Here is a 20,290-nt window from a genome sequence, read left to right on the forward strand (position 1 = left end):
GTCGTGCGGCTAGGCGCTGCGTTGCGCGTCGTCCTCTACCTCAGTGATCAGACGCTCGCTGCGCAAGAACCGGACCAGATGATCGACCGTCTCGGTCAGGGCCGGCTCGCGCAGCCGGACCTTGGTCAGGCCCCGCCGATGACGGTACTGGGTATTGTCGTAGCGCTTGTCGCGCATGGCCGCGATCTTGTCCGCCGACCGGGTGAGGAAATCGACCAGCGGATACATCTGGTCGTTCGGCGTGCAGCGGCGGTTCAGCTGCTCGGTGAACGACGGGATGTCGTGGTATTCAAAGCGATACCCGTAGCGTTCGGACAGAATGCGGGTGACGTCGGTGAGGTTGTAGTAGTCGTCGGCGGTCATGTTGAAGACGCTGCCCGACTCGTCCGGCAGGCCCATCAGCGTGACGATGTGATCCGCGATCAAGTCCGCCGGCAGCAGGCTGATCTGGTTGAGCGCGTTGACGGCGATCCCGTGCTCGATCATGAACGCCGTCAGGCGCACCAGGATGTCGTCCTGGCTGCCGAAGCCCGCCCGGGTGGGCGAGATCAGCGAGGGCCGGTAGATGCGGACGTCGAGTCCCTTGCGCTGCGCGGCCAGCGCCAGCTGCTCGCCGACCCACTTGGTCTGCGAGTAGCCGAAGTCCAGGCCGGCCATCTTCTCGTTGGCGTCCCACTCCCCGACCACCGGCTCGGTGCTCCAGCCGTAGATGAACGTGCTGGAGACGAGGTGGAAAGCCTTGCGGTGGTTGGTCATCGCCAGCCGCAACAGTTCACGGGTGCCTTCCACGTTCGCGGGCCGCAGCGCGTCGTAGGTGCGCACGTAGTTGACCAGCGCGCCGTTGTGCACGACGACATCGACGTCATGGGCCAGTTGCTGGAAGGCCGCCTCGCCGATGCCCAGCGCGGGCTGGGCGAGGTCGCCGCAGACGACGCGCACCCGGGCGCGGACATCGGCTTCCAGCGCCGGGGTCCACAGCTGGGCGCGCCGCAGCGACGCGACGATGCGGTCCAAGCCGTGCGCGGGGTCGGTGGCGCGCACCAATGCGTGCACGGTGTAGGAGGTCCGCGACAGCAGGCTGCTCACCAGGAACGGCCCCAGGAATCCGGTCGCGCCCGTCAGCAACAGGTCGGTGGGCTCGCCCGGCCGCGCCGGCGCCAACTCCGGCAGCGGCAGCGCCGCGTCGGCCCGCATCTGGGCGGCCTCGTGGGCCTCGTACTCGGCGGCAATCTTGTCCAGCGCCCGGCGCAGGGCCTCGAGCGGCTGGCCGGATCCCTCGCCGAATTGCCTTATCAGACCGAAGAATTCGGACACCGTCAACCGCTGGAGCAGCCGGGTGTTGACCTCTTCGGCGAGCTCCCCCGCGCCGTTCTCCTCCAGCAGGGCCTGCAGGTCCGTGCGGAGCTCGGCCAGCGCCAGCGAGTCGATGCCGAGATCGGCGAACGAGCAGTCCTCGTCTCCGGTGAGGTCGTAACTCTCGATGAGGTTGCGGAAGCGTTCCAGCGGACCGGCGCCGGCACCCAGTTCGCCGTGCGTCCGGTTGGCGGACTGGTTGACCCAGGTGGCGAAGGCGGGCAGCTCGCCGTCCAGCCACAGCTGGCGCGTCGAAGCACGCCGGATCTTGCCCGACGTGGTCTTGGGGATGCTGCGCGGCGGCGCGAAGACGATCGCGTGCGGATCGATGTGGCAGTGCCGGCGGATCGCGCGGGCCACGGACTTGGCGTCCGGAAGGTTGTGCTCGTCGCGCACCTCGGCGACGACGATCAGCGCTTCGGACTCGTCGTGCTCGACCGCGAAGGCGGCGACGCAGCCGCTCCGGACGTGCGCGGCCGTGCGCTCGACGACGGCTTCGATGTCGGAGGGGTAGCAGTTGACGCCGCGGACGATGATCAGGTCCTTGCTGCGGCCGCAGACGAAAAGCTCACCCTCGTAGAGGAAACCGAGATCGCCGGTGCGCAGGAAGGTGTGTTCGTCATCGCCGGCGATGCGGGCGCCGAACATCTCGGCGGTGAGCTCCGGACGGTTCCAGTAGCCGGCGCCCTTGGAGGGTCCGGCCAACCAGACCTCGCCGACCCGCCCGTCGGGCAGCGCCTGGCGCGATTCGGGATCGACAATGCGAACCAGCGTCTCCTCGATGGGCTTGCCGCAGCTGACCAACGCGACCTGGTTGCTGTTCTCCGGCAACGCCTTTTCGACGCGCGCGACGTTGCGCTCCAGCCCGCGCTTGTTGACCGCGATGGTCTGGCGCCCGCGGATCGACACGATCAGGGTTGATTCGGCCATGCCGTAGGCGCCCGTCAGCGCCTCGGGCCGCAGGCCGTACTCGGCGAACCGCTGCCGGAAGCGAGCGAAGGTGTTGGCGCGCAGCGGTTCTGCGCCCACCACGATGCATTCGAGGCTGCTCAGGTCCACGCCGGCCAGCTCCGCGGCGGGCAGCTTGTCCTCGCGCAGGCAGTACTCGAGCGCGAAGTTGGGTCCCGGGGTGTGGGTGGCGCGCACGTCGCTGATGAGCCGAAGCCACGACGAGGGCCGGGCGAGGAAGTCCAGGGGCGACATCGCGTGGGTCGACCCGCCCAGCAGCACGATGAACATGTAGGCCGAGATCAGGCCCATGTCGTGATGCTGCGGCAGCCACGAGGCCAGCACCACGTCGCCGGTGAAGGCGGAGCCATTGGCGATGACGTTGGCGTGGGTGACGATCACACCCTTGGGATTGCTGGTCGACCCGGACGTGTACTGCAGGAAGAGCACCTCGCCGGGCGTGTCCGCGACCGGGGCGCCGCCGAAGTCCTGGGCACCGTCGGTGGCGAACCAGGGCAGGTCCGGCAGGCCGGCGTCGGACTCGTCCGTCCAGACGCCCTGCCCGCGGCGCTGGCCGAGCAGCAGGCGGAAGTCGTACTCGAACTGCTTCGTCGACAGCACCGCAGTCGCCTGGCAATCGCGCGCGATGAAGCTGAGCTTGGCCAGTCCGGAATCGAAGGACATCGGCAAGGGCGGGCTGACCGGAACGGCGATGACCCCGATGCGCGCGCACGCATACAGCGCGGCGATCATTTCCAGACCGGGTGGGTAGACCAGCAGCGCACGATCGCCGGACTTGAGGCCGGCCTCTGTGGACAGGTAGGCGGCCAGCTCGCGGGTGCGTTCGGCGAAGGCCTGGTAGGTGTAGTGCTCGAGTTCGCGGCCGTCGGCATCGACGAACCGGAAGAGGGTTTGGTCCGGCCTCTGCGCTTCCCACATCTGCAGGTAATCGATCAGCGTCTCCATCGTAGGAGTGATCCCCCTTCCAGGTTGGCTTAGCCCGAGAACGACTTCCGTCGTGAATATAAAGACTAATGTAGCGCCATGAGGCCGTCCTGAGCAAAGCGTAGATAGGCATTAAGGGCCGTCGCACACCACATTCACAGGTGAAACTTAAATGGCAGAATTAAATGCACTAATGCTGATCTCCGCGCATACGGACTTCAGTATCTCAGTGGCATGCGAGCTGGCGTTACGCCGGTTCGACCACCTGAGATACTGAACTACGTATCTACGAATTCACGCAATTCGATTGCGCCGCCGATCGGACGCACGGTCACAACAATATTATCTTCGTCACGCCCAATGGCGAAATTGCAAATCGAAAAACGCAATTCGATTCGCGCTGCAGAGCCCACCACGGCGACCGCCCGCCGAACGGCCTGCGTGCCGGGCTAGGCGGGCCGGGCGATGCGGATACGCGGGCCTGGCCGGACCACCAGTTTGACGATGCCCAAAAAGCGCTCCCCGTCGATGATGGGCGACAGCGGTTCGTCCTCGGCCTCGATGACCATCTCACGGCCGTTGACATCGCGTAGCCCGGCGCCGCGGAGCATGCCGTTGGTCAGGGCCGTCGGAAGCTGCGCGACGATCCTGGACGGCCGCAGGTATCCGGCCTGAAAATGCAGCGCACCGGGCTCGGAAGCCTTGGGGAACAACCGAAGTGGGCCGCCGATGCGCAGGTCGATCGCGCCGGCGTGCAGCAGGCTGTGCGTGCGCGACGGGACCTCGTCGCCGTCGATCACCACGCGCGCTTGCGTCGGGGTGAACAGGATGGACGCATAGTTCGGCGTCTTCACTCGGCTGGGGGCGACCTTGGAGGTGATGTAGTCGCCGAAGCTGCGAGCGATCACCCGCGCGACGGCCAGCCGGCCGTGATCGGGAGAGTCGTAATACCGGTCGTAGAAACGGTTTCCGACGCCGCCGGCGGCCAGCCCGAAGCAGAGCCGATGAAACGCCGCGCCGTCGGCGGTGGCGCCGTCGAGCACCAACGTGTCCAGCTCCACCTCGGGCGGGGGTCGATCGTTTTCGGCGGCCGCGGTCAGCGCACGGATGATCGCCTCGGGCCGCCCGCGCACCCGGGCCTTGCGGGCGACGGCGTTGACGCTGCCGCCGTTGGTCGGGACGAACGCGGGCCAGCGTTGCGGATCGCCGATGCAGTGCTCGATCTCGTTGATCAACCAGTGCAGTGCGCCGTCGCCGCCGTCGCCCACCAGGTGGGTGACCCGCGGCGCCAGCTGCGCGATGGTGTCGCACAGCTCCTCGATCGAGTTGGTCTCGTGCACCTCGCCCCAGGGGCCGACGATGCGACGCAGTTCGGCGATGCGATCGCGGGAAGCGGAGCGATTTTTCCGCGCTTTCGGATTGACGATGACGCCTAGATGCATCCGGCGATCCCCGCGGCAGGTGGGGTTTCGCTGGTCATCCCAGGCACGATACCTGGGCGCGGCGGGTGACCGACATCGCTCCCGCCCGCCGCCGCACGGCCCGTCGGCCCACCGGCCGGGGTCGCAAGTGCGAAGTTAGGGTGGCTGCCATGGCCGATTGGACCGCAGCACAGCTGCCCTCGTTCGCCGGACGGACCATCGTCATCACCGGGGCCAACGCCGGGCTGGGCGAGATCACCGCCCGCGAATTGCTCCGGGTGGGTGGCCACGTCATCCTGGCAGTCCGCAACACCGACAAGGGCCACGCGGCCGCCGCTCGCATGACCGGTTCGGCAACCGGTCCCGCGACCGGGACAGCCGAGGTGCGTCAGCTCGACCTGCAGGACCTGTCCTCGGTGCGGCGCTTTGCCGAGGGCGTCGACAAGGTCGACGTCCTGATCAACAACGCCGGCATCATGGCCACCAAGCACGCGGTGACCGTCGACGGGTTCGAGGGTCAGATCGGCACCAACCACCTCGGCCACTTCGCCTTGACCAACCTGCTGTTGCCCAAGTTGACCGACCGCGTGGTGACGGTGTCCTCGCTGATGCACCACTTCGGCTACATCAGCCTCAAGGACCTGAACTTTCAGTCCCGGCCGTATTCGGCCTGGCTGGCCTACAGCCAATCGAAGCTGGCCAACCTGTTGTTCACCAAGGAGCTGCAGCGGCGGCTGGACGGCGTCCCCACAGCGCTGCGGGCCCTGGCCGCCCACCCCGGCTGGTCGCACACGAATCTGCAGGGCAACTCCGGCCGGAAACTGGGCGACGCGGCGGTGCTGGCCGTCGACCGGATCGTGTCCACCGACGCCGACTTCGGCGCCCGCCAGACGCTGTACGCGGTCTCGCAGGATTTGCCGGGCGACACCTTCGTCGGGCCGCGGTTCGGGCTGTACGGCCGCACCCAGCCCACGTGGCGGAACTGGCCGGCAAAGCGCGCGGACACCGCGAGCGCGCTGTGGGAACTGTCCGAGCGGCTCACCGGGACGAAGTTCCCGCTCTGACGCCGTGTTCGCTGGCCCGGTGACCTTCGACGCGCCGGTCGTCCGGGTGGTGGCTAGATTGGATGGGTAGCGCCATCGCACCCAGCCAGGAGGTAATGCCATGTCGGACGCGCATCTGGCGGCCATTATCGCCCTGTGTGCCGCGCTGGCGTCCGCGATCGGCAACGTGGTGCGGCAGCGTTCCGCGCAGGAGGTCACCGACAAACGGGTGGGCCACCTGACGTTGTTCGGCATGTTGCTGCGCGACAAGCGTTGGTGGCTGGGCGGTTTGGGGGACATCGGCAGTTACGTGCTGCTGGCCGCCGCGCTCGACAAGGGCTCGGTGTTGCTGGTGATGTCGTTGCAGGTCACGGCCCTGCTGTTCGCCCTCCCGATCTATTCGCGGATGACCGGTAACCGGATCACCCGCCGGGAGTGGACCTGGGCGCTGGTGCTGGCGGTGGCGTTGGCGGTGCTGATCGCGGTCGGGGACCCGACCGGCGGCCAGCAGCGGGCGCCGCTACACATCTGGATCGTGGTCGCGGTGGTGATCGGCCCGCTGCTGTTGCTCGGGCTCCTGGGCGCGCGGATCTGGGCGGATCGCCCGGTCGCGGCGCTGCTGTTGGCAGCCGTCGCCGGCACGTTGCTGGCGGTGTTCGCCGTGCTGATGAAGGGCGTGGTGGACATCCTGGAGCACCACCCGGGTCAGGTGTGGGTGTCATTCGAGCTGTACGCGCTGGTGTTCTGCGGGGCGGCGGGAATGGTCTATCACCAATCGGCGTACCGAGCCGGCGCGCTCACCGCGTCGCTGCCGACGATCATCGTGGCGAAGCCGGTGGTGGGCGGGATCCTGGGCATCATCGTGCTCCGCGAGACGTTGGCAGCCGGCGGCTGGGAATGGTTTGTGCTGGCGGCCACGCTGGTTGTGGTGATCGTCGCGACGGTCGGGTTGGCTCGCGGCGAGGCCGCCTCGATGTCGGCCGGCGCGGGCCGGGACGTGAAATCCAGCGCCCGGCCGCCGGCGACCACCCAGGCCTGACACAGGCCGAAAGCGTTGCCCTAACGGCGTTCTCACGACGCCGGCGTCCGCTTTACGGGTTGATGGTGTTGTCGCCGACCTGGCGGCCCCAGACGTATTCGATGGCATAGGGCGATCCGGTGTCCAGGTGGTTGTAGGGCGCGATGCTGTTGCCGGTGTCCATGATCAGCTCGGGCGCCGGCCACAGATCGCGGGTGACCTTCTGCCAGCAGCCAGGAGCGCCGCCCGGCCCGCCGTGCGCGTTCACCCGCGGCAGGTTCTCCGGCCAGATGTACGGGTTGGGTGCGCCGCCGACGACTCCGGCGATGCCGCCGACCAACGACGCCAGGACGGGCACCGCGGACACCGGGTTCGCGATCAGTCCCAGCCCGGAGAGCACCTCGGTGTCCATGTTCAGCGAGTAGCCGTTGAAGCCGCCCTCGGCCGCCCCGGTGGCGGGCAACGCATCGTGTTCGCTGCGCATCAGGCAGTAGATTTCGGGGCTGTAGGTGTCCAGCAGCTGCGCCGTCGGCACCAAGTCGGCGGCGCCGCGCGCCAGATACGGCCCACCCTTGTTGAACAGCTCGGCACCGGTGTTACCAAACCCGGCCGCCGACAACAACGCCTGATCCAAATCCTTCTGCTGAGCATTGAGGGTGCGCGCGGTGATCACCGCGTCGTTCAAAAAGTCGAACAGATCCGGCGCCGCATTCGCATACGTATCACCCAACGCCGCCAACTGCTGAATATCCTTGCGCGCCTGCGGCATCCGCGGATTCACATCATCAAGCAACATGTTGGCGTTGACCACCGACTGACCGAACTTCTCCCCCAACCCCGACAACGACTGCGCCGCCGCACTCAACGTCAGATTCAGCTTGATCGGATCCACCTTCTCCGCGATCGACGTGATCGTCTGAAACAACGTGTTGATCTCGGTGGTCACCGACCGCGCATCGATCACCGTGCGCGACGAAATCTTCTGCGGCGACGGATTCGCCGGCGTCGTCAACGACACATACTTGCCACCAAACACCGTCGTCGCCTTGATATCCGCATTCACATTCGACGGAATCAACGCCAAATACCGCGGAAACACCTCCAACGTGAACTTCGCCGCCGGCTTCCCATCACGCACCGTCTCCGCAATCGACCCCACCCGGCCGATCTCCACCCCGTTATACGTCACCTTCGAACCCGGATCCATCACCAAACCGGCCCGCGACGCAATCATCGTCAACTCGGTCTTGGGGGTGAAACCGCCCCGGAACTGGATGTAGACCAGGGTGAAGATCACGCCGAGCACCACCACCACGAGCAGGGTGATGAACTTGTACGGCGGCTCGCGGGAGTCGTTGATCTGAACGGGTGAACCTTCCACGGCGCTACACCGTGAGCCCGAAAGTCATCGTGGACAGCCGGCGACACGGGTGGTTATCCAGGTCACCCACCGTCGCCAACCCTGCCCCTCGCCTCGGTGCCGTCGCCACCCGGCGCTGGCCTGTACACGCATGTAATAAGACCAGTGAAATGTACCGCGCCGCAGTGGCACAAACAAAGCAACGGCGGGACCGGCGGGCGGACCACGTCACCTTTCAGGTACGCGCGGTGGCGTGTGCCGGCTGACCGCTGCTGTCGGCACGCTAATGACGTTGTGTAGCAGGACTTTCGCGGTTTACGGATTGATGGTGTTGTCGCCGACCTGGCGGCCCCAGACGTATTCGTTCGCATACGGCGACCCGGTATCCAGGTGGTTGTAGGGCGCAAGGCTGTTGCCGGTGTCCATCACCAACTCCGGCGCGGGCCACAGATCGTGGGTGATCGGCTGCCAGCAGCCCGGCGCACCACCGGGGCCGCCGCGCGCGTTCACCCGCGGCAGGTTCTCCGGCCAGATGTATGGGTTGGGTGCGCCGCCGACGACTCCGGCGATGCCGCCGACCAACGACGCCAGGACCGGCACGGTCGCAACCGGATTGAGCAACAGACCCAGTCCGGACGTGACCTCGGTGTCCATGTTCAGCGAGTAGCCGTTGAAGCCGCCCTCGGAGGCACCGGTGATGGGCACGATGTCGTGGTAGTTGTGCAGCGTGCAATAGATTTCGGGGCTGTAGGTGTCCAGCAGCTGCGCCGAGGGCACCAGGTCGGCGGCGCCGCGCGCCAGGTACGGACCGCCCTTGTTGAACAGCTCGGCACCGGTGTTACCGAACCCGGCCGCCGACAACAACGCCTGATCCAAATCCTTCTGCTGAGCATTGAGGGTGCGCGCGGTGATCACCGCGTCGTTCAAAAAGTCGAACAGATCCGGCGCCGCATTCGCATACGTATCACCCAACGCCGCCAACTGCTGAATATCCTTGCGCGCCTGCGGCATCCGCGGATTCACATCATCAAGCAACATGTTGGCGTTGACCACCGACTGACCGAACTTCTCCCCCAACCCCGACAACGACTGCGCCGCCGCACTCAACGTCAGATTCAGCTTGATCGGATCCACCTTCTCCGCGATCGACGTGATCGTCTGAAACAACGTGTTGATCTCGGTGGTCACCGACCGCGCATCGATCACCGTGCGCGACGAAATCTTCTGCGGCGACGGATTCGCCGGCGTCGTCAACGACACATACTTGCCACCAAACACCGTCGTCGCCTTGATATCCGCATTCACATTCGACGGAATCAACGCCAAATACCGCGGAAACACCTCCAACGTGAACTTCGCCGCCGGCTTCCCATCACGCACCGTCTCCGCAATCGACCCCACCCGGCCGATCTCCACCCCGTTATACGTCACCTTCGAACCCGGATCCATCACCAAACCGGCCCGCGACGCAATCATCGTCAGCTGCGTCTTCTCGGTGAATGCACCGCGAAACTGGCCGTACACCAAGGCCAGAATTAGCCCGCAGACAAGCATCATGGCGAGGGCGATCCACTTGTAGGGCGGGGTTCGTTGCGAGTTGATCTGCACGGGTGAGCTGGGACCTGTTTTCGTCGACAAGACCGCCGCCACCCCTCACGTCCGCGCCGCCGCCTGCCGGCGCGGCGACAAATCCACTCCCCTGCCTTTGCCAGGGGCTTCGTAACTGTGCACTAACGAAGTCAGTGAAATGTACCGCGACGGCCGAACTTGTGCGAACCGCTGTTCACAAATTCGTCGGGCGCCGCGGTTGGCAAGATGCCGGGTCTACGCTCGATGAGAACCTCGATGAGGACAACGAAAGGTGCGCGATGCTGGCAGCGTTCGGATTCGAATCCCTGGGTGTGGTCGTCGGCGACATGTACTTCATCGACCCGTCCCCGCTCGAAGGTCAGGAGACGCCGGAGCGCGGCGTCAGGCTGGAACTGCGCCTCGTCGACCGGGCCGAGCCGCAGGGCTCGATCTACGCCGGCGTCCCGATCGCGTTCACTCGCCCGGTGTGGCGGGTCGACCTGTTCGGGTCCACCGAGAGCCCACCCGGGACCCTGGACCGCGCCCATCACCACCCGCAGTTCAACGGTTGGGAACCCAGCCGCCGGCACTTCGTCCCCGAGCTGTCCGCCGACCCGCTGGCCTGGTTGACCGAGCAGCTGGCCGACCCGGCCGCCGTGCTGGCCCGCGCCGGCGTCGACGCCGACCAGGTCAGCGAGGCCGACACGGCCGGGCTCGCGGCGGCCGCTCCGGAGATCGTCGCCGCCGTGAAACGGTTGCTCGACGGGGTGCGCAACGGCTCGCTCGCCCCGGAGCCCGCCGAGCCGGTCGCCGCCGCCCGCACCGGCTGGCTCTGACGTGCGTTAGCGTCGTCGGCGTGACCCTGAAAAACATCGCCCTGACCACCCTCGACGGTCGGCCGACCACGCTGGCCGAATTGTCCGACGGCGCAACGCTGGTCGTCAACGTCGCCTCCAAATGCGGGCTGACGCCGCAGTACACGGCCCTGGAAAAGCTGGCCAAGGACTATCGCGACCGCGGCCTGACGGTCGTCGGCGTCCCCTGCAACCAGTTCATGGGCCAGGAGCCGGGCACGGCCGATGAAATCCAGGAGTTCTGCTCGACGACCTACGGCGTGACGTTCCCGCTGTTGGAGAAGACCGACGTCAACGGCGACGGCCGCCACCCGCTGTACGCCGAGCTGACCAAGGCCGCCGACGCCGACGGCCAGGCCGGCGACATCCAGTGGAACTTCGAGAAGTTCCTGCTCGCACCCGACGGCGAGGTGGTGCGCCGCTTCCGGCCCCGCACCGAGCCCGACGCCCCGGAGGTCATCAGCGCCATCGAGGACGTGCTGGCGCGCTAGGCATGAAAACGGCCCCCGGAGCTATCTCCGGGGGCCGTTTTACCTGGTAGCGGGGACAGGATTCGAACCTGCGACCTCTGGGTTATGAGCCCAGCGAGCTACCGAGCTGCTCCACCCCGCGTTGGTGAATGCCAGGTTACCGAACCGGTCTCTCGGCGACCAAATCGCCCGCTCAGCGGGCATCGAAGCCGCGAACGGCTCAGTGCGACGGCGGGTTCAGCCCGTATCGCTGGGCGATGTCGTCCATCCACTCCGGCGAGCCGTACGTCAGCCCATATTTGTCGGCGAGCTTGCCGAACTCGGGCAGCTCGTGCAGCGGTGTGCCCGCCGGGTCCTGGTCGTGCTCGACGAGCAGCTCGCCCAACTCGCGGAAGTAGTTCTCGAACCCGCCGGGGGTGATGACCTCGATGATGCGGCCCGGCTCGCTGCCGGCGTTCCACATCGCATGCATCTGCCCGCGCGGCTTGGTGATGTATCCACCGGGACCCAGCACCACTTCGCTGTCGTCGGAACGGAACCCGATCTCACCGGCCAGCACGATCGAATGCTCGTCCTCGCGGGTGTGCCGGTGCGCCGCGGTGAGCAGGCCGACGGCGAACGGATGCTCGACGATGGACACCTCGCCGCCGTTGGTCTTGCCGGACAGTTTGAACACCGCCCCGAAGCCCGGGAGAGTGACGACCTCGCCCTCTCCCGGTTGCACCACGGTGACGCCGATTGGATCTGGTCCGCTCATGTGAGATACCTTCCTCGCAAACCCGTTGCGCCGCAAGACGTGTTCAGCCCGCCGCGGCCAGGCCGGCCGTCATCTCGTCGTGCGGCGGCCACAGTGGCTGGGGCACTTCGATGCCGAACGGCTTGTCCCAGCCGTTGCGGGACGAAACCTGGTGCACCGGATGGCGATTGGCCGCGACGCCCCACCTGCCCAACGGGTAGCCCAGGGTGAGCATCGCCGACATCTTCCAGCCCTGCTCGGCCGGAACTCCCAGTAGCTCGTTCACCTCGTCCTCGAAATTGCGGAGCACCATCGTCATGACACCGCCGACTCCCTCGGCGCGGGCGGCGAGCAACGCACTCCAGATGGCCGGGTAGATGTTGGCGCCGCCCAGGTCATCGATGCAGTAGACGAACAGCAACAGGGGGACCTCTTCGAAATGGTCGGCCAGGTAATTGCCCGAGCCCTTCATTCGGCGCATCGTTTCGGCGTGCGCGGCGGGATCCGCTCCCGGCGCCGTGGCGACCATCGGTCCCGTTCCCGTGCTGAACTTCTCGTATTCGATGGCGCGGGCCTTGCGGAACAGTTCGGCGAACTTGCCGATGAGTTCCCGATCGTCCACGGCCACGAAGTGCCAACGCTGGGTGTTGCCCCCGTTCGGGGCGCGCACGGCCGCATCGAGGATGCGCGCCTGGGTCTCCAACGGAATCGGATCCGGGCGCAGCCGGCGCATCATCCGGGTGGTGTACAGGCCTTCGTAGATGTCCATTGTTCTGCTCCTTCCACTATTCGGGCCAAGGACTGTTGTGGATCGCGTCGACCATGTTGGCGGGCGTGAAGTTCGGATCGAAATGCGCCAGGACGTCGGCGTTCATGGTGCCGTAGGTGGTCTCCGGGCGGTGCTTCATGCCTTCGTTGAAGGCGACCAGGATGCGGTTCTTGAAGTCGGGACGCGGGTGGGCCGCGGTGACCGCCTCGACAGCGTCAGAAGGCAGGGCCTCGCGGCCGGCACCGACGACGTCGGTCGCGACACCGGCGATGAGCAAACTGATTTCCGGGTCCAGGCGGGCCGGCACGCCGGGCGTCGTGTGCAGGGCGATGCCCAACCACACCTTCTGCGCCTGCGCTTCCTCGACGCCACGTTCCACCAAGAATTCGCGCGCCGCGTCGGCACCGTCGATTTCGAAGCGCTCGGTCGAGGCGCCGTAGCGCGAGGTGAGACCCAGGTCGTGGAACATCGCCGCCACGTAGAGCAGTTCCAGGTCTGGGTGCAGCCCGAGGCGGCGCCCGTGAAGCGCGCCGAAGAAGTACGCCCGCCGGGAATGGTGGAAGAGGACGTCGTCCTCGGCGGCGCGGATGAACTCGGTTGCCTCGCGCACCAGCGCGGTGTCGGGGACCACGATGTCCGCAACGGCTGTTGTCGATGGAATGGCCATGACCGCGTCTCCTTCACTGCTTGCCTGAAGTGTGCGCCGGCGCGCGGTCAGGGAGGAGTTGGTTTGCGGCCGTTCTTCCCACAGAATCCGACATTGGCCGTCAGGCGGTGAGGATCGCCTGGGCCACCTCGTCGGGGTGGGTGAGCAGCCCATTGTGCGTGCCCGCAACGACGACAGGCCGGACCCCGATCCGCGCGGCCGATTCGGCCGCCGGCCGCGGCATCGCCAGGTCGTCTTCGCCGGCGATGTAGACCAACGGGATGCCAAGGTCGATCGGATGGATGTCGAGGGCACCGAGGAAGTAACCGCCGGGCTGAACGGTGAGCAGGTCCGCCACCAGCCGCTGTAGGTCAGCACAGACGCCCTGCATCAGTTCCCGTCCGAGATATTCCGCGGTTGCCGGAACGCCTCCGACCGGCGATTCCTCGATCCACCGCAGTGCGGACAGGCGCTTGTCGGGCGGGTTCTCGTCGATCAGCGACCTGCCGGGCAGCGGCACGTGCGCGTTGTAGTACACCAGTTTCTCGACTCGACCGGCGAGCACTTGCGCGGCGCCGGTCGCGGGGAAACCGCCCCAGCTGTGGGCAACCAACACCACCGCGCCGGATTCTCGCCGCCGCACCTGCCGGGCGATGTAATCGACCGCATCGTGAAGTTGGTATCCCGAGGGATCCTCGCCGTCGCCCATGCCGGGCAGCGTCAAGGTGATAGCCCGGTGGCCCGCCGCGCGCAGCCGCTGGGCGACCGGACGCCAAGACCACGCCCCATGCCAGGCGCCGGGGATCAGGACGTATGTCGACATGTCCGCTAATCAGCCGGGGCGGCTGGGCCGGGCGGCGGCCAGGTCACCGGTGGCCAAATCCGAAGTGTGGCAGTCGCTTCGCGTCATGTCCTGCTTTCTGTCGATCGAGGCAGCGCTTACGCTGAGGTCCGAGCCGCTATCGGCACGTTCCGCGCATTCGGGACCATGCGCAGCATCGTGGATGGATGAAACAGCTCCGCGCGCCGGCCGACCATGTTCATCAGATGCAGGAATCGCTGGACCATTTCCGGATCGGTTTGCGCGGCGCGGACCATGCGCTCCACCAGAGCGTTCCTGAGCCGGACCGACATGGTTCGCTTCCCCGCTATTTGCGGCAGTGCCAAGTCCGAACTCACGGCGGTGTGCCAGGCCACGGCGATCTCCTTGGCAGCGCGGCCGAAGAACCGCCGTGGCAGTTTGTCGCCGCCGTCCCGAAGACAATCACGCAGAATCAACGCCTCGATGGCGGCGATCGACATGCCTTGGCCGTAAAGAGGATTGAAATTGCACAGCGCGTCGCCCATCACGATCAGGCCGTCGGGCGTGCGCGTCAGCTTGTCGTAGCGTCGCCATCGATTCGAGGGAAACTTGTAATGCGTGACGTCCGCGAGCGGTTCCGCGGTCCGCGCGGCGGCCAGCACATGTGGGGGCGCTACACCGGTCAGACAATCGAACAGGGCGGCGCGATCGGTGGGCGCCGGTTGCCCGGACAGCGTTTGCACCGCGAGCATGTACGCGTTGTTCTCCCCGGCGAACATCGCGAATGCGACCGGGCGGCTGGGCTGGGCGGCGGTGAGCGTGACGTTCTCCCGCAAGGTGCCCGGCTCCAGATAAACCGGCAGACCGGCGTAGGTGACGTGCACCTTCAATTCGTCCTCGCGTGGACGGCGATACCCGAGTTCTTCGAGAAAGATCGGTGTCCGCGAGCCGCGGCCCGTCGCGTCAACGACAAGGTCTGCGGTCAGGACGCTTTCGGCGCCCGAGTCACGTCGCGCCACCACGACACCCGTCACGCGGGCGCGCTGCTGGGTGGACGTCAACCGCACCGCGTCACAGCCCTGCAGCAACTCGACATTGGGAAGGGCATGCACGCGTCGACGTAGGTTCCACTCGAGAAAAGCGCGGTGCGCGTAGTGGATAACGATCGACTCCGGGTCGGGGACGTTGCCCGAGCGCAGCAACTCGTGTCCACCGAAATTGATGCAGAGGCGCGACAGGTCGCCGTCGTCCCAGACTCGGGCACCGCCGACCACCAATTCGTCGAGGAAACCGGGAAAAAGCTGTTCCAAACTTCGTGTCAGCCGTGCCGGTGGGATGTGCGGCAGGCCGCCTTGCGGGACCCCGCGGCGGGTCCGCGGTCCGTCCGGGAGAACGTCTCGTTCGATCACGACAACGTCGCGATAGAAGTCGGCCAGTACCCGTGCCGCCAGTAAGCCGGTGATGCTTCCCCCGAGAACTATTGCGGTGTCCCCGATTTCGGACGCATTCGTCTTCAAGCTGACTCCTGTGATCGCACCTGATGAGAACCGCCGCATCCCCCGGCGGTCACCGCTCAGTCTGCTGCGGTGACCGTCGGGGCACCGGTGCGATTTCAGACCGCTATCCCACAGTTCGCGACATCACCGGCCGCGCGGACGGAGCGCCTACTCGGGCCAGGTGTTGTCCAGGATGATCTCGACGAAGTCGTCACGGCGGAAGGTGGGATCGAAGTGTTGCAGCACATCGGCGTTGACGGTGCCAAAGGTGCTGTGCGGGCGGTGTTTCATGCCTTCGTTGAAGGCAGCCAAGATTCGCCGCTTGAAGTCAGGCCGGGGATGCGCCGCGGTGACCGCGGCGAGGGCTTCCGCGGAAAGGTCGTCGCGTCCGATGCCCAGCACGTCGGTCTCGACACCGGCTGTGACCAAAGCGATTTCGGGTTCCATGAATTCGGGTATGCCGGGCGTGGTGTGCAACGCGATGCCGAGCCACACTTTGGCGGCGTCGGCCTCGCCGACGCCGTGCTCCAACAGGAAAGCCCGCGCCGCGTTGGCGCTGTCCACCTCGAAGCGCAGGGTGGACGTGCGATACCGCTCGGTGAGGCCCAGGTCGTGGAACATCGCCCCGGCGTACAGCAGTTCCAGGTCGGGCTCCAGGCCCCGGCGCCGCCCCTGCAGCGCACCGAAGAAGAACACGCGCCGCGAATGGTCGAAGAGTAGGTCACCCTCGGCCTCGCGGATGAACTCGGTGATCTCGCGAACCAGCGGGGTGTCCGGTATGACGATGTCGGCGATACTCTCGACGTGTTGAGTGACCATGATCAACCTCCTGTGTCGGGTGGACTGTCCTCAGTATTCGACCGCGCCGTGCAAGCCACCCGAATCGTTTGAGCCGTCTTCACCACAGAATGCGACGCGTTCGGCACCGTCGGTCGGCCCGCTAGCCGCCCAGCCGCCATATTTCCCACAAATTGCGACACAATGGCTGGCGTGACCGAAGCCAAAGCGCGTACGCGGGTGGTGGTGATCGTCGTGTTCGACGGGGTGACGCTGTTGGACGTCGCGGGCGCGGGTGAGGTCTTCGTCGAGGCCAACCGGTTCGGCGCCGACTACCAGGTCAAGATCGCGTCGCTGGACGGGTGCGACGTGACCAGTTCGCTCGGGTCCCGACTTGGCGTGACCGACAGCATTGCGGCGATCGAATCCGCCGACACCGTCCTGGTCGCCGGCAGCGACAACCTGCCCGCGCACGCCATCGACCCCGCCTTGGTCGAGGCCATCCGATCGGTGTCGGCCCGGACCCGGCGGCTGGCCTCCATCTGCACCGGGTCGTTCGTCCTCGCGCAGGCGGGCCTGCTCAGCGGAAGGCGCGCCACCACGCACTGGCACGATGCCCGGCTGTTCGCGCGTGCCTTCCCCGATGTCACCGTCGATCCCGACGCGATCTTCGTCCGCGACGGCAACGTCTTCACCTCGGCCGGGATCTCGTCGGGCATCGACCTGGCGCTGGCGCTGGTCGAAATGGATTACGGCACCGAACTGGTCCGCAACGTTGCCCGGTGGCTGGTCGTCTACCTCAAACGCGCAGGGGGCCAATCACAATTCTCGGTGTTGGTCGAGGCCGATCCCCCGCCGCAGTCGCCGCTGCGTGCGGTCATCGACGCGGTCGCGGCCGACCCGGCCGCGAACCACAGCGTGCAGTCCCTTGCCGCGCGGGCGTCGCTGAGCACCCGTCAGCTGACCCGGCTCTTCCAATCCGAGCTCGGGATGACCCCGGCCCGCTATGTCGAATTGGTTCGCATCGATTTCGCCCGTGGGGCATTGGAATCCGGCCGGTCCGTCAGCGAGTCCGCGGGCATGGCCGGCTTCGGCAGCAGCGAAACCCTGCGACGCGTGTTCGTCAACCACCTGGGCATCAGCCCGAAGGCCTATCGGGACAGGTTCCGAACGGCCTACGCCTGAGCGATCGAGTGGCAGTCTTGCGAGATGCGCCTGGCCAGGGTTCGCGATTGGTTCGCTACGTAGCCGATCAACGCTGGGCGGCTCAGCAGACCATGGAAGTACAGGCCATCGGCCGCAGGCGTCGGCGCCAGCTGGACCGGTGCGCCGTCGGGTGCGAGTACCCTCAAGTGCCCGACCAACGGGCCCAGGCCGGGCCCGTATCCGGTCGCGCAGATCATCACGTCGGGTTGAATTCGTGCACCGTCGGCCAGCGCCGCCTTGGCACCCTCGAGCGCGCTGACCGCCCCGACCACTTCGATGGATCCGTCGCGCACCGCGTCGATGACCTCGCGGTCGACAACTGTCGGTGCGGCGTGCAGCCGGTGGGCTCTGGCAAACGGGCCTTCCTCCGGAACAGGCAGACCGAATTCTTGGAGGTCGCCGAATGCGCGGTGGCGCGCTGCGTTAGAGATCCGGTCGGCTACCCGCGGGGGCAGATGGAACAACGGAATCGAGAGCACGTCGTTGGGCAGCCCGACAGGCCCCTTACGCGGCAAGAGGTTTGGTGGAGTTCCTACCGAGAGCCAGACTTTGGCCGCCGCGCCTACGGTCAGGTCGTGGGCGATCTCCATTCCCGAGGATCCCGACCCGACCACCAGCACGCGCTTGCCCGCGTACCGCGCCGGGCCTCGATAACTCGATGAATGCAATAGCTCACCGCTGAAAGTGCCGGCCCAATCCGGGATCAAGGGAGTGTGCAGGTAACCCGTGGCGACCACGACGTGTCGAGCGTCGAGGTCGCCGTCAGACGTTGTCAACCGCCATCCCACCGTACAGCGGTCGATCCGCTCGACCGTGGTGTTGAGCCGGAGGTCGATGCCGTCCTCGCCCGCGTGTCGGTCAAGGTGCGCGACGACCTGGTCACGAGTCGGATAGAGCGGAGTCCCCTTCGGGTATGGCCGGCCCGGCAGGTGGGAGAACTGCCGACCGGTGTTGAGCCTGAGCCGGTCATACCGGCCGCGCCACGACGCGGCCACTGCATCGGCCCGGTCGATGAGCAATGGCCGGATTCTGTTGTCCTTCAAGCTCAGCGCGGCAGAAATGCCGGCCGGGCCGGCACCAATAACCACTACTGCCCGGTCAGGTCGCGAGGATCGCATTGGCCACTTCGTCGGGGTGGGTCAGCATTCCGTCGTGTGTCCCCGGAACGACGACCGGTTTTACACCGAGCCGGGCGGCAAATTCGGGCCCCGGGTGCGGCATCGCCTGATCGCTGTCGCCGGTGACGTAGGCGGTGGAAACACCGAGACTCGCCGCATCGATGTCGAGAGCGCCAAGGAAGTAGCCGCCGGGTTGCGGGGTCATCAGATCCGCCACCAATCGCTGCAACGCTGGGGCGACGCCTTGCAGCAACAGCTGTTCGACGTACTCCAGGCTCGGTGCAATGGCGCCGAACGGTGATCCGTCGATCAATTGCAGCATCAACTCGCGTGTGTCTGGCGGGGTTTCGTCGACGAGCGACCTGACCCGAACCGGCACGAAAGCGTTGTAGTAGACGATCTTGCTGACCCGGCCGCGCAGAAGGTGAGCGGCGCCGGTCGCGGGGTAGCCGCCCCAGCTGTGCGCGACGAGGACCACATTGTCCAGCTCGAGCCGGCGCACCTCGTTGACGATGTAGTCGACCGCGTCCCCGAGCTGGTAACCCGACGGGTCATCGCCGTCGCCCAGACCCGGCAGCGTCAGGGTGATCGCCCGATGACTCGCCGCGCGAAGCCGGTTGGCAACCGGCCGCCAGGACCAGGCGCCGTGCCAGCCGCCTGGAATCAGCACATACGTCAGCCCTTGCGTGTCCGGCGGTAGGGTCCCGTCGAGAGTCATCTGGCGCGAGCCTCGATCACGCTGAAATCCGTTTCGGTATCGAAGACTTGAGTCATCTCGAAGCCGGCTTCATCGAGGAGTCGCTGATACTCCTTGGCGGTGCGTTCACGCCCATCGTTGAACAGCAACATCTCGATGTCAGCGATCTTGCCGATGAATTCGCGGGTGTCTTCGGGGATTACCGTCTCGACGAGCAGTAAGGCCGCGCCAGTTGGCGCAGCCCTCCTCACATTCCGCAGGATTTGCAGCGCCGCGTCATCGGACCAGTCGTGCACAATGTGCTTGAGCACATAGGCATCAGCTCCCGGCGGAACATCGCAGAAGAAGGAGCCCGCAACCAGGCGAACCCGTTGCGCCACGCCTAACTTTCGTAGCAGCGGCGCTGCTTCGGCCACCACATCGGGAAGGTCGAACAGCACACCACGCGTGTTCGGGGCCGAGGCCAGGATGGCCGCGAGCAAGCGGCCATGACCGCCTGCGACGTCGACGATGGTAGCGAATGGCGTGAAGTCATACGCCGCCACGAGCGGTCCATCTACGTACGCCGACAAGCCCGTCATCGCGTCGTTGAAGATCGCACTGAATTCGGGTTCGTCGCGCAGGTAGTCGAAGAAGCGCTTACCGCGCAACGCCTGGACCGGCGAAGTGCCGGCTCTAACAGTCTGGGTGAGCAGGCTCCAATGTTCGCGCTCCTGCGGTGCGCCCACGAGCCGCGCCAGGGCCGCCATAGATACCGGGGCGTCCGAGCGCAGCAGGTCTGCTCGCTCGGTCAGTTCATAGCGGCCATCGTCGCCCTGAGCGAAGATGCCCTTGCTGATCAATGCTCGCAACACCCTGCGCAACGCATCGGAATCGGCTCCGACTTTGTCGGCGAGTTCATCGATGTGCAGTGGCCCGTCGCCAAGCGCATCGGCCACTCCCAAGTCGGCAACTGTAGTAATGGTCTGCGCTACCCACGCGCCCAGTATGAGCCCCTGCATCGCTTTCGCCGGCGATGACGCCGGCGGATCCAATGGCATTGTCTCCCAACCTCCTCATTCT

General features: G+C 66.3%; 18 protein-coding genes and 1 tRNA gene. 5 read left to right on the plus strand and 14 right to left on the minus strand.

Annotated elements, in window-relative coordinates; all coding sequences use genetic code 11:
* Positions 1 to 9: 9 nt before the first annotated feature.
* Together A5624_RS22145 and A5624_RS22150 are read right to left on the minus strand one after the other, a co-directional pair.
* Positions 10 to 3,267, minus strand: a complete 3,258-nt coding sequence (locus tag A5624_RS22145; RefSeq protein WP_066871086.1) for a thioester reductase domain-containing protein — start codon at positions 3,265 to 3,267, stop codon at positions 10 to 12.
* A 428-nt stretch (positions 3,268 to 3,695) separates the two neighbouring features.
* A complete protein-coding gene (locus tag A5624_RS22150) occupies positions 3,696 to 4,688 on the minus strand; it encodes a diacylglycerol kinase family protein (protein WP_066871089.1) in 993 nt (330 codons plus the stop codon).
* A 149-nt stretch (positions 4,689 to 4,837) separates the two neighbouring features.
* On the opposite strand from A5624_RS22150, the gene A5624_RS22155 reads away from it, so the two are divergent.
* Positions 4,838 to 5,731, plus strand: a complete 894-nt coding sequence (locus A5624_RS22155; RefSeq protein ID WP_066871092.1) for an oxidoreductase — start codon at positions 4,838 to 4,840, stop codon at positions 5,729 to 5,731.
* 100 nt (positions 5,732 to 5,831) lie between these two features.
* Positions 5,832 to 6,749 carry a DMT family transporter gene (locus A5624_RS22160; protein ID WP_066871095.1) on the plus strand — a complete coding sequence of 306 codons (918 nt, stop codon included), beginning with the start codon at positions 5,832 to 5,834 and terminating at the stop codon, positions 6,747 to 6,749.
* Positions 6,750 to 6,801: 52 nt separating this feature from the next.
* Here the strand turns inward: A5624_RS22160 and A5624_RS22165 are convergent, their stop codons facing one another.
* Both A5624_RS22165 and A5624_RS22170 read right to left on the minus strand, forming a co-directional pair.
* The gene (locus A5624_RS22165) at positions 6,802 to 8,109 is read right to left on the minus strand and encodes an MCE family protein (RefSeq protein WP_066871097.1); all 1,308 of its coding nucleotides are present in this window, start codon (positions 8,107 to 8,109) and stop codon (positions 6,802 to 6,804) included.
* Positions 8,110 to 8,403: 294 nt separating this feature from the next.
* Positions 8,404 to 9,696, minus strand: coding sequence for an MCE family protein (locus A5624_RS22170; RefSeq protein ID WP_066871099.1), 1,293 nt, complete (start codon positions 9,694 to 9,696; stop codon positions 8,404 to 8,406).
* Positions 9,697 to 9,956: 260 nt separating this feature from the next.
* On the opposite strand from A5624_RS22170, the gene A5624_RS22175 reads away from it, so the two are divergent.
* Together A5624_RS22175 and A5624_RS22180 are read left to right on the plus strand one after the other, a co-directional pair.
* Positions 9,957 to 10,493, plus strand: a complete 537-nt coding sequence (locus A5624_RS22175; protein WP_066871204.1) for a hypothetical protein — start codon at positions 9,957 to 9,959, stop codon at positions 10,491 to 10,493.
* 20 nt (positions 10,494 to 10,513) lie between these two features.
* The gene (locus A5624_RS22180) at positions 10,514 to 11,002 is read left to right on the plus strand and encodes a glutathione peroxidase (RefSeq protein WP_066871102.1); all 489 of its coding nucleotides are present in this window, start codon (positions 10,514 to 10,516) and stop codon (positions 11,000 to 11,002) included.
* Positions 11,003 to 11,046: 44 nt separating this feature from the next.
* Here the strand turns inward: A5624_RS22180 and A5624_RS22185 are convergent.
* The 7 genes from A5624_RS22185 to A5624_RS22215 form a co-directional block, all read right to left on the minus strand.
* Positions 11,047 to 11,123, minus strand: a tRNA-Met gene (locus A5624_RS22185).
* A 78-nt stretch (positions 11,124 to 11,201) separates the two neighbouring features.
* Entirely contained in the window at positions 11,202 to 11,738 is a 537-nt protein-coding gene (locus A5624_RS22190) for a cupin domain-containing protein (RefSeq protein ID WP_066871104.1), read from the minus strand.
* Positions 11,739 to 11,781: 43 nt separating this feature from the next.
* Entirely contained in the window at positions 11,782 to 12,486 is a 705-nt protein-coding gene (locus tag A5624_RS22195; RefSeq protein WP_066871107.1) for a nitroreductase family protein, read from the minus strand.
* Positions 12,487 to 12,502: 16 nt separating this feature from the next.
* On the minus strand, positions 12,503 to 13,153 hold the full coding sequence (locus A5624_RS22200; RefSeq protein WP_066871110.1) for an HD domain-containing protein: 651 nt from the start codon (positions 13,151 to 13,153) through the stop codon (positions 12,503 to 12,505).
* A 100-nt stretch (positions 13,154 to 13,253) separates the two neighbouring features.
* Complete coding sequence (locus A5624_RS22205; protein WP_066871112.1) at positions 13,254 to 13,955, minus strand: alpha/beta fold hydrolase; 702 nt, start codon at positions 13,953 to 13,955, stop codon at positions 13,254 to 13,256.
* 116 nt (positions 13,956 to 14,071) lie between these two features.
* A complete protein-coding gene (locus tag A5624_RS22210) occupies positions 14,072 to 15,451 on the minus strand; it encodes an NAD(P)/FAD-dependent oxidoreductase (RefSeq protein ID WP_082990631.1) in 1,380 nt (459 codons plus the stop codon).
* 147 nt (positions 15,452 to 15,598) lie between these two features.
* Entirely contained in the window at positions 15,599 to 16,249 is a 651-nt protein-coding gene (locus tag A5624_RS22215; RefSeq protein WP_066871118.1) for an HD domain-containing protein, read from the minus strand.
* 162 nt (positions 16,250 to 16,411) lie between these two features.
* Between A5624_RS22215 and A5624_RS22220 the strand changes: the two genes are divergently transcribed.
* Positions 16,412 to 17,392, plus strand: coding sequence for a GlxA family transcriptional regulator (locus A5624_RS22220; protein WP_197519008.1), 981 nt, complete (start codon positions 16,412 to 16,414; stop codon positions 17,390 to 17,392).
* On the opposite strand, the gene A5624_RS22225 is transcribed toward A5624_RS22220, so the two are convergent.
* The 3 genes from A5624_RS22225 to A5624_RS22235 are packed head-to-tail and all read right to left on the minus strand — an operon-like array spanning position 17,383 to position 20,268.
* Entirely contained in the window at positions 17,383 to 18,531 is a 1,149-nt protein-coding gene (locus A5624_RS22225; protein ID WP_066871121.1) for an NAD(P)/FAD-dependent oxidoreductase, read from the minus strand. The genes A5624_RS22220 and A5624_RS22225 overlap by 10 nt on opposite strands.
* Positions 18,512 to 19,249, minus strand: coding sequence for an alpha/beta fold hydrolase (locus tag A5624_RS22230; RefSeq protein ID WP_232002305.1), 738 nt, complete (start codon positions 19,247 to 19,249; stop codon positions 18,512 to 18,514). Before A5624_RS22230 ends, A5624_RS22225 begins: the two co-directional genes overlap by 20 nt.
* Complete coding sequence (locus A5624_RS22235) at positions 19,246 to 20,268, minus strand: methyltransferase (RefSeq protein ID WP_082975879.1); 1,023 nt, start codon at positions 20,266 to 20,268, stop codon at positions 19,246 to 19,248. Before A5624_RS22235 ends, A5624_RS22230 begins: the two co-directional genes overlap by 4 nt.
* Between the last annotated feature and the right edge of the window lie 22 nt (positions 20,269 to 20,290).

This window comes from Mycobacterium sp. 1482292.6 (genome assembly GCF_001672995.1).
GTDB classification, from domain to species: domain Bacteria; phylum Actinomycetota; class Actinomycetes; order Mycobacteriales; family Mycobacteriaceae; genus Mycobacterium; species Mycobacterium europaeum_A.